A 12,718-nucleotide genomic window follows, 5' to 3' on the forward strand; every position below is an offset into this window, starting at 1 on the left:
TTTGGCTATCCACAATTCCTACGTAATAGCACGAACCTACCTACTTTGGGTTGTCCGTTTGTGCTGCGTCGACGACTTTGAACCGCAGTACGCCGATCACTTGGCCGTCTTCGGTCAGCACTTGCACCTGCCAGCGGCCGACGGCATCGCCGGGGAAATTCTGCTTGTGGGTCCAGGCGCGATAGCCTTCCTTGCGGCCGCCGTGGATGTCCAGGGCGATGCGGTCGACCTCTTTGCCATTGAATTTCCACACATGGTAGATCCGCTCGTCCAGGCCACGCGGGGCGTTGATCGCGGTGTAGGCGTAGAGCCCGTCGCTGCGCAGTTGGGCGAGGCTGACTTGCTTGAGGTCATCGCCGGGCGTGCGGTCTTGCAGTTGGGTGCTGATGGCCACTTCTGTCAGCCACAGGGTGGCCGGCGGTACCCAACTGCGTAGGAACCAGCCCGCGCAACCAATCGTGGCAGTGACCCCCAGCAGCATCACCCAGCCCTTGAGGCTGCGCAGCGGCAGGCTCACCGCCAGGCTTGGGATCGACAACGCCATGGCGACGCCCAGGGCGAGCTTGTAACTTTCGGCGGTGGTCAGGTGCAGGATGATCGGCAACGCGGTGAGCAGCGCGGCAAACAGGGTCAGGGTGTGCAGCGCGAGGAACAACGAGCGCTTGGGTGCCAGCCACTTGTAGTACAGCGGGTCGACGATCGACACCAGCGCTGCCGCGCCGAGCAGGCCGGTGAACACCGATTGGCCGCTGTTCCAGGCAGTGGTGACGAAAAAGAATGGCAATACGAAGAACAGGCTTTCCTGGTGGATCATCTGGGTCGCGTAGCGCAGCAGCGGCTCGGGGATTTCCCGCTTGAAGACCTTGGTGAACAGCTGGGTAAAGCTGTTCTCCAGCATCAGCCACAACCAGCTCACCAGCATGATCACCGCGATCCAACTGGCCATGCCCTGCTGGCGATCCACCAGAATGAAGCTGCACACACCCGAGATAAAGCCGCCGAGTGCAATCACCCCTGGGTAGCGCTTCATCAGTTCGAGGATGCGGGTGATCAAGCGGGTCAGGTTTTGCATTCGGCGGTTCGCAGTCTTTGTAGGAAAAATCCCAGACAGAATAACGTCTTAGTCCTGGGTCCGGTGCCCGATTACGCGATCCGTTTGCGATAAACCCGCACGCTGATCAATACAATGGCAATCAGCCCGAGCAACCCGGCGCCGATCCAGTTCAGCATGTTGTAGCTCAGCAGCGGTTTTTCGATGCGCCAGTAGCCCGGCTGTTTGAACACTTGGCGCATGGCGCCGTTGGCCTGGTCCAGGCTCACGGCCTTGATGCGTTTGACCGGGTCGCTGAAGTGGCCGTTGTTATAGTCGCCCGCCGCGCTCCAGTAGTAATCGGCCAGGGCGCTGTTGCCCTGCACGGCCCAGGCCTGTCGGGCAATGGCGGCGTGTTGCACGCGGGCGAATACGGCGGGGTCGAGGCCATCCTTTAGCAGTTGTGTCTGCAGGTTTTTCAGCACCTGTTCGGCTTGGGGGAGGTTTTCCCGCTCCAGGTCGGCATTCAGGCTGAGGAAACCGACGCCGCCGAGCACTTCGCGTTCGCTCCAGGGGCCGTAGGACAAGGTGTGTTTGAGGCGCAGTTGGCGGTACAGCGCCCAGTCGAGATAGTCCTTGAGCAGGTCGTAGGTCTCGTCGTGCTGCTCGTCCAGTACCGGCTCGGGGAACAGCCAGTGCAGCTTGGCGCTGTTGCCGACCCAGCCGTGGATCAGTTCGCGGTGGTTGGCGGCGGCGTGCTGGATTTGCGGCAGCTCGGGGTGTTCGGTGGGGTCGACCGGGTCGAGTTGGCCGTAGGTGCGTTCCAGGTAGGCGGGTAGGAGTTTGTCGAGGTCGCCGACGATGATCAGGGTCATGTTGTTGGGTGCGTACCAGTGTTTACGCAGTGTTTCCAACTGATCGCGGGTCAGTTGGCCGACTTCGGCTCGTTCCGCGCATTTGAGCCCCAGTTCGACGGCCAGTTGGTTGCTGGCGGTATGGCCGAGGTCCTGGCGGTCGAGCAGACGTTGCAGGTGCGAGTAATGGCCGCCGTCTTCGCGCTCCACCACTTGCTTGGCCGCATTGATATTGGCCTCGGTCAGTTCGGTGCGGGTGATGATCGCCAGCAGCAGGTCGAGGACCTTGCGCTGGTTTTGCGCCGGGGCTTCGATCACGAAGGTGGTATCGGCGTTGCTGGTGTAGGCGTTCCACTCGCCGCCGAGGGCTTGCATGCGGTCTTCCAGGTCGCCTTCGCCGCCGCCGTCGATGCCGCTGAACAGCAAGTGTTCGAGCAGGTGCGGCAGTTCCTTTTCCTCGCAGGGGAAGTCATCCAGGCCTACACCGACCACCAGGCGGATCGCCACATGCCCACGCTCGGTGCCCGGCTTGAGTAGCAACTGCAGGCCGTTGGGCAAGGTGTAGCCCTCCACTTGCAGGCGGTCAAAGGCGTAGGCGTGGGCAGAGCCCATGAGCAGGCAGATAAATAACAGGCGACGCATAACAAGCTTCCTGGCGAGTGAGGTCAGTTTTAACTGACTTCGCGGGCCATCGTACGTTCAGGGCGAATGTGTGATGTCGGCAATATCTTCGGCAGAGAGCGCGCCGGTCTCGGACGTTTCCAACACGACATAGGCGCTGCTGCAAAACAACGAGTTGAGGCGTTTCATGTCGGCAATCAGCTCCAGGTGCAGGGAACTGGTCTCCAGGCTCTGTACGATCTTGCGCTGCAAACGGCTGACATGGGCGTGGGCCAGGCGCCGTTCCTGGGCGCGAAAGCGGCGTTTCTCGCGCAGCAATTGGCGAGCACTTTCCGGATCGGCGCTGAGGAACACCGACAGGCCCAGGCGCAGGTTGGCGATCAGTTGGCTGTGCAGGTCGGACAGTTCTTCCAGGCCGACTTCGGAGAACTGGCGACGCTGGGAGGTCTTCTGCTGCTGGACTTTGCGCAGCATGCGTTCGATCAGGTCGCCCGCCAGCTTGAGGTTGATCGACAACTCGATGATCTCGGCCCAGCGCCGGCTGTCCTGCTCGCTGAGGTCTTCGCGGGGCATTTGCGCCAGGTAGAGTTTGATCGCGCTGTACAGCGCTTCGACGTCATCGCTGAGGCTGCGCATCTCCTGGGTGATGGCGGTTTGTTTGCCGCGCAGTACTTCCTGCATTGAGGTCAGCATGTTGTCGATCAGGTCGCCCAGGCGCAGGGTCTCGCGGGCGGCGTTGGCCAGGGCCAGGCTTGGCGTGGCCAGGGCGGCAAGGTCGAGGTGGCGCGGCTTGGCCTTGCCGTTGAGCTCTTCCCGTTCGGGCAGCAACCAGGCGCACAGGCGTGCCATCGGGCCGATGGTCGGCAGCAGGATCAGGCAGCGGCTGACGTTGTAGAGCAGGTGGAAGGTGATGACCATGCCTTGGACGCCGTAGTCCAGGCCATCCATCCAGCGTACGAGAGGGTCGAGTACCGGGATGATCAGCAGCAGGCCGATCAATTTGTACAGCAGGCTGCCCAGCGCCACCTGGCGCCCGGCGGCGTTTTGCATGCTGGTACCGAGGAAGGCCAGTACGCCGCTGCCGATGTTGGCGCCGATCACCAGGCCGATGGCCACGTGCAGGCTGATCACGCCGGCGCCGGCCAGGGTCGCGGTGAGTAGGACGGCGGCCAGGCTGGAGTAGGAAATCATCGCGAACAAGGCGCCGACCAAGGCATCCAGCAGGATGTCGCCGGTCAGCGAGGCGAAGATGACTTTGACGCCCTGGGCGTGGGTAATCGGACCGGCGGCTTCGACGATCAATTGCAGCGCCAACACGATCAGGCCCAGGCCGATGCCAACGCGACCCAACTGCCCTGCCCGCGTCTGTTTGCGCGACAGGAAGAAAATCACTCCAAGAAAAATCAGCAGCGGCGAGAGCCAGGACAAGTCAAAGGTCAGCACCCGCGCCATCAGCGCCGTGCCGACATCGGCGCCAAGCATGGTGGCCAGGGCGGGCATCAGCCCCATCAACCCTTGGCCGACGAATGAGGTCACCAGCATTGCCGTGGCGTTGCTGCTCTGCACCATGGCGGTCACCAGGATACCGGCGACAAACGCCAGCCAGCGCTTGGACATGTTCTGCCCGATGACTTGGCGCAGGTTGGAACCGTAAACCCGCAGGATGCCGGTTCGGACGATATGCGTGCCCCAGATCAGCAGGGTCACGGCGGAAAGCAGATTGAGCAAGGTCAGCATGCTCGGCCCCCCGTGTAGGTGCGCTTCAAGAGAAGCGTAGGAAAGTTGCCGCGTGCCGCTCTACGTCTTGTAGTTAAGCTGTAGTTGGCTAATGGCGTGCGCGCCAGCATCGCATAGCTGAAATGGTGATTGAAACAAAACTGTCATGAAATCAGCTTTTTGCAGACAAAAAAAGGGGCTCATAAAGCCCCTTTTCTGACTGGCTCGGGTTTATTGACCCGGAATGTCTTTGCGCAGTTTCACTGGGTCCTGCTGTTTCTTCTTTTTCGCGATGGCGGTGCGCATCTTGATGTTCACCGCTTCCACTGCCAGCGAGAACGCCATGGCGAAGTAGACGTAGCCTTTTGGCACATGCACATCGAAGGCTTCGGCGATCAGTACCGTACCCACTACCAGCAGGAACGACAGCGCGAGCATTTTCAGCGACGGGTGCTTGTCGATGAAGTCGCTGATGGTGCCGGCAGCCAGCATCATCACCAGTACCGCAACGACGATCGCAGCGACCATGACCGGTACATGGGAGACCATCCCGACCGCAGTGATTACCGAGTCCAGGGAGAACACGATGTCGATGATGGCGATCTGGATGATGGTGTAGATGAACTTGCCACCGGCGCCCTTCGGCTCGTCGTGGGTTTCGTCTTCGCCTTCCAGCGCGTGGTACATCTCCTGGGAGCTTTTCCACAGCAGGAACAGGCCACCGAAGAACAGGATCAGGTCGCGACCGGAAATGCCTTGGCCGAAGACCACAAATAGATCGGCGGTCAGTCGCATGACCCAGGTGATCGAAAGCAGCAACAGGATCCGGGTGACCATAGCCAGGGCCAGGCCGAAAATCCGGGTGCGCGCCTGCATGTGCTTGGGCATGCGGCTGACCAAGATCGAAATCATGATGATGTTATCGATGCCCAGGACGATCTCGAGAGCCGTCAGGGTGAAGAAGGCAATCCAGATTTCCGGATTGGTCAGCCATTCCATGTGTATTCCTTTGCGCGTGTGTTAGACCGCGCCGGCTTAGGGCCGGCGCAGTTGGGTTGAACGATTATAGAGTGCTGAACAGCGGAAAAATCCCCATCAGCAATGCGGCGAACATTATGCACAGGCATACCAGCACTGCCCACTTGAGGGTGAAGCGTTGGTGATCGCCGAACTCGATACCGGCCAGGGCCACCAGCAGGTAAGTCGATGGTACCAACGGGCTGAGCAGGTGCACCGGCTGGCCAACGATCGAGGCGCGGGCCATTTCCACGGCAGTGATGCCGTAGTGGCTGGCGGCTTCGGCGAGTACTGGCAGTACGCCGTAGTAGAACGCATCGTTGGACATGAAGAAGGTGAATGGCATGCTCACCAGCGCGGTGATCACCGCCAGGTAAGGGCCCAGCGCGTCAGGGATGACTGCCAGCAAGCTCTTGGACATGGCATCGACCATGCCGGTGCCCGACAGGATGCCAGTGAAGATGCCTGCTGCGAAGATCAGCCCGACCACTGCCAGAACGCTACCGGCATGAGCGGCGACGCGGTCTTTCTGCTGCTGCAGGCACGGATAGTTGACGATCATCGCGATACTGAACGCCACCATGAACAGCACCGGCAGCGGCAACAGGCCCGCGATCAGGGTGCACATCAGGGCGAAGGTCAGCGCACCGTTGAACCAGATCAGTTTCGGACGGCGGGCGTCCGGGTATTGCGACACGCTGATCTCGCTGTGGTCGATTTCGTCGCCTTGCAGGTGCAGTTCACCCAGGCGGGCACGTTCGCGCTTGCCGTACATGTAGGCAATCACCAGGATCGCGACCACGCCGGCGGCCATCGCCGGGATCATGGGAACGAAAATATCCGACGGGTCTACATGCAGTGCACTGGCGGCACGGGCGGTCGGGCCGCCCCAAGGCGTCATGTTCATCACGCCACCGGCGAGGATGATCAGGCCGGCCATGATCCGCGGGCTCATGCCGATGCGCTGGTACAGCGGCAGCATGGCGGCCACGCAGATCATGTAGGTGGTGGCACCGTCACCGTCGAGGGACACGACCAGGGCCAGTACGGCGGTGCCGACCGAGACTTTGAGCGGGTCGCCCTTGACCATTTTGAGGATCTTGCGCACGGCCGGGTCGAACAGGCCGGAGTCGATCATCAGGGCAAAGTAGAGAATCGCGAACATCAGCATCACGCCGGTCGGCGCCAGCTTGGTGATGCCCGCAAGCATCATCGGGCCGATCTCGGGTGCGAAACCGCCGAACAGGGCGAACAGGATCGGCACGATGATCAGGGCGATCAGCGCGGACAGGCGCTTGGTCATGATCAGGAACATGAACGTGATGACCATGGCAAAGCCAAGGAAAGTCAGCATAGGAATACTCCAGGCGTAGCGCGGCTAGGGAATGGCGAACCGGGTGGGGCTCAGCGCAGAACGAAAGGCACGAGGCGTACGGGTGGAGTCGGGGCGAACAGGCGGGTACGGGCGGACATCGGGAATCACCATTGTTGTTGTTAACAGCCGGTCTGTTGCCGGCAGTGGGGGCGATCCTAGACGGGAAAGCTTTCAGCCAGCTTTCGTCGGGAAAACAGGTGATGAAGGGAAGAGGCACAATCTTGGGATTTATGCAGATCCAAATGTGGGAGCGGGCTTGCTCGCGAATGCAGTCCGTCAGTTGATGATGCATCGACTGACACTGCGCTTTCGCGAGCAAGCCCGCTCCCACATTTGGAGTATGTTTGGCTGGAGTTCTTAGGGTAGTTCGAGGCCGCCAGCGGCTTTGTGCAGGGCTCTTAGATGCTCACCCACCTGCTTGAGGTTGGCCTCACACGCAGCAATCTCATCGGCCCGGGCCGGATCGAGCAGTGCCCTCACCTCTTTATCCAGGTCGCCGGTCAGGGATTGCAGCTGTTTCTGGCGCTCGGCGCTTTCCGATTCCAGGCGCTTGGCTTCCGACGGTTGCGGCAGGCCGTAGCCAGTGCTGCCCAGCAGCTCCGCCGGGCGGCTGAGGAAGCCGCTGTTGGCGAGGATCTGTTGCAGGGTGTTGTTGGCCTTTTCCATGCCGCCGTTTTTCAGCTCGCGGGCACCCAGGTAGCGTTGTTTGACTTCGTCCTGGGCGAGCATCAGTTGCTTGCGATAGCTCGCTTGTTCCAGCAGCAAGAGCGCGGCGCTGGTGCGCAGGTCGGCGCTGTCGAACCACGGGCGGCGTTCGGCGGCGCTGAGGGATAGCCAGTCTTCGACCTGGGTCTGCTTGATCGGCAGGTGTTTGCGCAGCACGTCGAACATTGCCTGGTAGCGCTCGCGGAACGAGTCGAAGTGGTAGCCCAGGCGCAAGGCGTTGCGTTTGTCGTCGAGCACGCTGGTGTCGGCCAGGCCGCGGGCGCTCAACACCTCGAGCAAACCGTTGGGGGTGATGTTGTCCAGGCCGGTCAGTTGGGGGTTGGCGCTGCCACTGCGTAACAGTTTCAGGCTTTCGACCGCACAGTTGTTGGAGATGAAGAAGTAGCTGCCGTCGTAGCTCCAGTGCATTTCGGCGGCATGCTCGACGGTATCGTTGATTTCCTGGCGTGTGAGTTTCAGTGGCACCGACGCCAGGCCACGCAGTTCGGTCTTGGTGTACTCGTCGATCACTTGGGCCAGGGGCAGCACGAACAGCCGCGACGGGTATTTGCCGACCAGGCCGTCCCAACTCGACAGCTGTACGTCACCGACGAAAGCGCGGTAGGACAAAACCAGATGCTGATCCAGATCCAGCCGACAATCCGGACCGCGCGGGCGGCCAGGCGCACAGATCACCAGGCGCAACATGCTGTGGCCCCAACGGCTGACCAGGTTCTGGTTGGCTTCGGCGAGCAGGTAGTCGATCTCGTAGACGCGTTCCGGGTCGATCTGGCCCAGCGGGGTCTTGGCGAAGTCGTTGCCGGCGTTGAGAAAGGCGTAGGTCTTCGCGCAGGCGTCCTGTGTCGGCGGCGCCCAGCCGAAGTGCTCCTTGTAATAACGGAACAGCGCGGGGCGACGGCAGGCGTAGCTCGGGTCGAGCAGGAAGTACTCCATGTTGACCGCGACGAACTCCAGCGGGCTGGTGGTTTCGTAGATGTCCGGGCTGCGGGCAACCTGGCGGTTGTGCTGTTCGCGCTCGCCACGACGGCCGACGTATTGCGGCCAGCCGGCGAGGTCCAGCAGGCGCGGGTCGTCGCTGAGGGTGAAGCGGCGGTCATTCTGGCCACGGCATTGGTCGGGCAGGCCGATCAGGCCGGTGAGCTTGTTCTGGCGGCTGCAGCGGTTGATCAGTGCGCGGTCGTCGTTGGACCACAGGCGTGCACGGTCATAGATGTGGGTCAGTTCATGCAGCACGGTGGCGAGCATTTCCCGGCGCACGGTGCCATGGGGGCGATTGGTCTTCTGGGTGGCGGCGCTGCCGTCGGTCAGGCTGTCGAGCAGGTTGCTGTTGAGGTCCAGTTCGGACACCAGCGACGCCTGGCCGTAGGCGTTTTCGGGCATCTTGTCGGTCCAGCCGACGTCGATTTGCCGGTCCAACTGTTCGACGAAGCGCGGCGGCAGTGAACGCAGCGCTTCATCGAGCAATGCCTGGCTGGCCTGCTGTTGCGCGGGGCTCAAGCCATCGGTCTTGAGCCGCAGTTGCAGGCTGGCCTGGGCTGCGCTGGCACAGAGCAGCACAGTCCCGGCCAGGAGCCAGGCGGCGAGGCGCCTCACAGCGCGAGGATAGCTTCGGCGAGGGTCTGGTCGCTGGCGTCGCGGGCTTCTGGCACGCGGGTGCGCAGGGTATCGAAGGCGGCTTCCAGTTGTGCGCCGCGAATCTCGCCGTTGCTGGCGACGAAACTGGCTGCATCATCGTGGGCTTCGCGCACGATTTTGGAGTCGCGGATGGAGGTGGTGGTGTCCGAGGTGAAATCAATGGTGCGACCGGAGGCACGCACAATGATGTTACTGGTGGCCACCAAGGTATGCGCCTGGGCAACGTCGGCCAACAACAGTAGGCCTAGGGTGGCGGCGATCAGCGGGCTACGCATGGAGTGACTCCGAAATACAAAGATGTTTATTGGACGAGAATTGCTTGCGCCAGTTCACGATCGCTGGCGTTTAGTTTTGGGTGGGTGCGGCGCAGGTAATCCAGTGCGGATTCCAGGCGTGCTCCCCGCCATTGGCCGTCAGTGGCGATGAACGCGGCAGCGTCATCCCTGGCGGCCACGATTTTGCGGTCGAAGGGCGCGGAAGTCACCTTGCTGGTGGCGTACGCGCTCGCGACGGTGCCCTGGGTGGTCACGTCAAAGGCCGAAGCCGTGAGCGACCAGCAGGAGGAAAACAATACAGGGACAATTAAAAGGCGGTATGAAAAAGCCATGGGACTCGACAACTGAAAACGAGCGTCAAGGCTAGCGTAATGCCCCGGCGAGAGCCAGTGCCGAGGCATGCGGTGTGTCGTCAGATGGCCAGGATGGCTTGGGCCAGTTGGGCGTCAGTCGCGGTGTTCAGTTGCGGCGCTTGTTGGCGGATCTGGGCCAGGGCGCTTTCCAGCTTCACGCCACGGATGGCGCCTTCGCTGGCGACAAAACTGGCGGCGTCGTCACGGGCGGCGCGCACGACTTTGTTGTCACGCAGGGACGAGGTGGCATCGGAAGTGGCGTCGGAGGTGGCCTTGAGCGCGCCAACGATCGAGTCAGTGGTCACGATCAGGCTGGTCGCGTTGGCGTTGGCAGCCACGGCCAACAGGGCGGCAGCACTCAGCAGGCGAAGACGGGACATGGGGTGACTCCTTTAGATGAACGGATAACGTGGCGCAGGGCGGCCATTGGGGATCAGACGCCTGTTCTACACAGTTCGCCACGCGGTGGCTGGATATTAAGCCGCCGCTTATCCGTTCGGAAAGCATCTTGACCGACTAGTCACGCCAGAACGGCTTGGACAGCTCGGTCATTCGATCAGCGGAGCTGATGCCGAGATCCGACAGTTCACGAGGATCGAGTTGCGCCAACTGGCGCCGTTCGTGGGCCTGGCGCGCCCACTTGGCAAGGGTGCAGAGCAAGCGTTTGTAGATGGGGGTTTGGGTATCCATGGTGGGCGCCTTTCTTTCATGAGGTCCTGGAACACCATGTTGGGGGAGTCGTCTTGACCGATACAGATACACCCATGTCAAATTGTACTGCTTATCTGTTAGATTTTTTCAACTGTACCTGTCCGCGTGTATGGCTACTGTTTTTGCCGCCAGAAAGCCCAATCCCAGAAACAACAAAGCCCGCCTCCGGTCTCCCGGGGCGGGCTTTGTTTTGACAAATCAGGTTGCTGGCAGTGGACCCGGCAGGTCAGGGCCAGCGAGCGCTAAATCAGCGCCAGAACGGCTTGCTCAGCTCTTCGTAGCGTTGAGCTTCGCTGATACCGGCGTCAGCCAGCAGACGCGAATCCAGACGAGCCAGTTGGTGGCGGCTGGAGATGCGGCGCTGCCACAGCATCAGGTTGGCGAGAACGCGCAAAGGCAGGGAGGCCTGGGTGTTTACAGCTTTTTCTTCGAAGAACAGTTCGGAACTGAGTGTACGTTCCATGATGACATCCTTCCGCTTGTGGCGGGATTAGGTAGTGGTTTAACTGATGCCAATGATCCTCCTCCGGCGCAAGACTCTCTAGATACAGTTCACCTGTATTGTGAGGGGCCAGTTAACTGTTTATGGGTGCTGTACTGTACGGAAATGGGGCAACTGTACCTGTCTGCACTGAAACAGTGCGAAATAGGCATTTCCAACGAGGGATGTGGGATTTTTCGGTGGGAAATGACCAGTACAGCAGTACAGTTTTTTACAGAAGTGCGGGTGATTGAGTCGGGCTGATGAAACTGTGTTTGCATCAGCCCGCATCTGTATCAATCACGCCTTGAGCATGTGCCCGGTTTCTTCCAGGTTGATGTGCCAGCTCAGTGCTTCACGCAGGATGTGCGGGGTATGCCCGCCGATGGCGCAGGCGGCATCGAAGTAAGTGTTCAGCGCGTCGCGGTACGCCGGGTGCACGCAGTTGTCGATGATCACCCGCGCACGTTCGCGTGGCGCCAGGCCGCGCAAGTCTGCCAGGCCCACTTCGGTCACCAGGATGTCGACGTCATGTTCGGTATGGTCCACATGGCTGACCATCGGCACCACGCTGGAGATCGCGCCGCCCTTGGCAATCGACTTGGTGACGAAGATCGCCAGGTGCGCATTGCGCGCAAAATCGCCGGAGCCACCAATGCCGTTCATCATCCGCGTGCCGCAGACGTGGGTGGAGTTGACGTTGCCGTAGATGTCGAACTCCAGCGCGGTATTGATGCCGATGATGCCCAGGCGCCGCACCACTTCAGGGTGGTTGGAAATCTCCTGTGGGCGCAGTACCAGCTTGTCCTTGTAGTGTTCCAGGTTGCCGAACACATCGGCATTGCGCCGCTCGGACAAGGTGATCGAGCTGCCCGAGGCGAAGCTCAGCTTGCCGGCGTCGATCAGGTCGAACGTGGAGTCCTGCAACACTTCCGAATACATGGTCAGGTCTTCGAACGGCGAGTCGATCAAGCCGCACATCACCGCGTTGGCGATGTTGCCGATCCCGGCCTGCAGCGGGCCGAGTTTGTTGGTCATGCGCCCGGCGTCCACTTCCTGCTTGAGGAAGTTGATCAGGTGATTGGCGATGCCCTGTGTGTCGCTGTCAGGCGGCGTTACGGTGGAGGCGGAGTCGGCCTGATTGGTGATCACGATGCCGACGATTTTCTCCGGCGGGATCGGGATTGCGGTGCTGCCGATGCGGTCGTCGACTTTCACCAACGGGATCGGCGTGCGGGTCGGCCGATACGTTGGGATATAGATGTCGTGCAGCCCTTCCAGGTTGGGGTTGTGCGCCAGGTTGATCTCGACGATCACCTGCTTGGCGAAAATCGCGAAGCTGGCGGAGTTGCCCACGGAGGTGGTCGGCACGATGTGGCCTTGCTCGGTGATCGCGACGGCTTCGATTACCGCGATGTCCGGCAGCTTGAGCTGGTTGTTGCGCAGTTGTTCAACGGTTTCCGACAGGTGCTGATCGATGAACATCACCTCCCCCGCGTTGATCGCCTTGCGCAGCGTGCTGTCGACCTGGAATGGCATGCGGCGGGACAGCACACCGGCTTCGGTCAGTTGCTTGTCCAGGTCATTGCCCAGGCTGGCGCCGGTCATCAGGGTGATTTTCAGCGGCGACGACTTGGCGCGTTCGGCCAGGGCGTGGGGCACGGCCTTGGCTTCACCGGCGCGGGTGAAGCCGCTCATGCCGACGGTCATGCCGTCTTCGATCAGTGCGGCGGCGTCGGCCGCGCTCATGACCTTGTCTAACAACGAAGGCAAGCGGATGCGATCACGGTACATGGATTCTTATCTCAGGCTACGGAAGCAAGGTGCGCAGTTTAGTGATTTCAAAAAAATTCGGCCCGCTACCATGGTCGAATGCCGGGCAGCGTTTTAGAGCCTTTGGTCGGGTTTCATGCAGTAATAAAAA

At 61.0% G+C, this 12,718-nt stretch carries 12 protein-coding genes; all 12 read right to left on the reverse strand.

Features of this window, described 5'->3' with window-relative positions:
• Positions 1 to 40: 40 nt before the first annotated feature.
• The gene (locus tag PSH81_RS00485; RefSeq protein WP_305391814.1) at positions 41 to 1,072 is read right to left on the reverse strand and encodes a DUF5924 family protein; all 1,032 of its coding nucleotides are present in this window, start codon (positions 1,070 to 1,072) and stop codon (positions 41 to 43) included.
• A gap of 71 nt (positions 1,073 to 1,143) precedes the next feature.
• Positions 1,144 to 2,526, reverse strand: coding sequence for a pitrilysin family protein (locus PSH81_RS00490; RefSeq protein WP_305391815.1), 1,383 nt, complete (start codon positions 2,524 to 2,526; stop codon positions 1,144 to 1,146).
• 57 nt (positions 2,527 to 2,583) lie between these two features.
• Positions 2,584 to 4,242: a Na/Pi cotransporter family protein gene (locus tag PSH81_RS00495; protein ID WP_192298221.1), complete on the reverse strand. Its 1,659-nt coding sequence runs from the start codon at positions 4,240 to 4,242 to the stop codon at positions 2,584 to 2,586.
• Between the two features lie 210 nt (positions 4,243 to 4,452).
• Positions 4,453 to 5,220, reverse strand: coding sequence for a TerC family protein (locus PSH81_RS00500; RefSeq protein ID WP_192298222.1), 768 nt, complete (start codon positions 5,218 to 5,220; stop codon positions 4,453 to 4,455).
• Positions 5,221 to 5,284: 64 nt separating this feature from the next.
• A complete protein-coding gene (locus tag PSH81_RS00505; protein ID WP_192298223.1) occupies positions 5,285 to 6,592 on the reverse strand; it encodes a CitMHS family transporter in 1,308 nt (435 codons plus the stop codon).
• 378 nt (positions 6,593 to 6,970) lie between these two features.
• Positions 6,971 to 8,932, reverse strand: coding sequence for a DUF4105 domain-containing protein (locus PSH81_RS00510; protein WP_192298224.1), 1,962 nt, complete (start codon positions 8,930 to 8,932; stop codon positions 6,971 to 6,973).
• Positions 8,929 to 9,249 (reverse strand): DUF2388 domain-containing protein, encoded by a 321-nt coding sequence (locus tag PSH81_RS00515; RefSeq protein WP_192298225.1) that lies wholly within the window; start codon positions 9,247 to 9,249, stop codon positions 8,929 to 8,931. The genes PSH81_RS00510 and PSH81_RS00515 overlap by 4 nt, the downstream gene beginning before the upstream one ends.
• A 26-nt stretch (positions 9,250 to 9,275) precedes the next feature.
• Positions 9,276 to 9,581 carry a DUF2388 domain-containing protein gene (locus PSH81_RS00520; RefSeq protein WP_226454813.1) on the reverse strand — a complete coding sequence of 102 codons (306 nt, stop codon included), beginning with the start codon at positions 9,579 to 9,581 and terminating at the stop codon, positions 9,276 to 9,278.
• Between the two features lie 80 nt (positions 9,582 to 9,661).
• Positions 9,662 to 9,982 (reverse strand): DUF2388 domain-containing protein, encoded by a 321-nt coding sequence (locus PSH81_RS00525; RefSeq protein WP_192298227.1) that lies wholly within the window; start codon positions 9,980 to 9,982, stop codon positions 9,662 to 9,664.
• Positions 9,983 to 10,118: 136 nt separating this feature from the next.
• On the reverse strand, positions 10,119 to 10,292 hold the full coding sequence (locus tag PSH81_RS00530) for a DUF1127 domain-containing protein (protein WP_226454814.1): 174 nt from the start codon (positions 10,290 to 10,292) through the stop codon (positions 10,119 to 10,121).
• A 268-nt stretch (positions 10,293 to 10,560) separates the two neighbouring features.
• Entirely contained in the window at positions 10,561 to 10,776 is a 216-nt protein-coding gene (locus tag PSH81_RS00535) for a DUF1127 domain-containing protein (protein WP_003187413.1), read from the reverse strand.
• A 318-nt stretch (positions 10,777 to 11,094) separates the two neighbouring features.
• Complete coding sequence (locus PSH81_RS00540) at positions 11,095 to 12,588, reverse strand: acetyl-CoA hydrolase/transferase family protein (protein ID WP_192298229.1); 1,494 nt, start codon at positions 12,586 to 12,588, stop codon at positions 11,095 to 11,097.
• Between the last annotated feature and the right edge of the window lie 130 nt (positions 12,589 to 12,718).

This window comes from Pseudomonas sp. FP2335 (genome assembly GCF_030687535.1).
In the GTDB taxonomy this organism is placed as follows: domain Bacteria; phylum Pseudomonadota; class Gammaproteobacteria; order Pseudomonadales; family Pseudomonadaceae; genus Aquipseudomonas.

Coding starts and splice junctions, on each gene's coding strand:
- PSH81_RS00495 (WP_192298221.1), bottom strand. CDS start 4,242: ATGCTGACCTTGCTCAATCTGCTTTCCGCCGTGACCCTGCTGATCTGG.
- PSH81_RS00500 (WP_192298222.1), bottom strand. CDS start 5,220: ATGGAATGGCTGACCAATCCGGAAATCTGGATTGCCTTCTTCACCCTG.
- PSH81_RS00540 (WP_192298229.1), bottom strand. CDS start 12,588: ATGTACCGTGATCGCATCCGCTTGCCTTCGTTGTTAGACAAGGTCATG.
- PSH81_RS00520 (WP_226454813.1), bottom strand. CDS start 9,581: ATGGCTTTTTCATACCGCCTTTTAATTGTCCCTGTATTGTTTTCCTCC.
- PSH81_RS00505 (WP_192298223.1), bottom strand. CDS start 6,592: ATGCTGACTTTCCTTGGCTTTGCCATGGTCATCACGTTCATGTTCCTG.
- PSH81_RS00515 (WP_192298225.1), bottom strand. CDS start 9,249: ATGCGTAGCCCGCTGATCGCCGCCACCCTAGGCCTACTGTTGTTGGCC.
- PSH81_RS00485 (WP_305391814.1), bottom strand. CDS start 1,072: ATGCAAAACCTGACCCGCTTGATCACCCGCATCCTCGAACTGATGAAG.
- PSH81_RS00525 (WP_192298227.1), bottom strand. CDS start 9,982: ATGTCCCGTCTTCGCCTGCTGAGTGCTGCCGCCCTGTTGGCCGTGGCT.
- PSH81_RS00490 (WP_305391815.1), bottom strand. CDS start 2,526: ATGCGTCGCCTGTTATTTATCTGCCTGCTCATGGGCTCTGCCCACGCC.
- PSH81_RS00530 (WP_226454814.1), bottom strand. CDS start 10,292: ATGGATACCCAAACCCCCATCTACAAACGCTTGCTCTGCACCCTTGCC.
- PSH81_RS00535 (WP_003187413.1), bottom strand. CDS start 10,776: ATGGAACGTACACTCAGTTCCGAACTGTTCTTCGAAGAAAAAGCTGTA.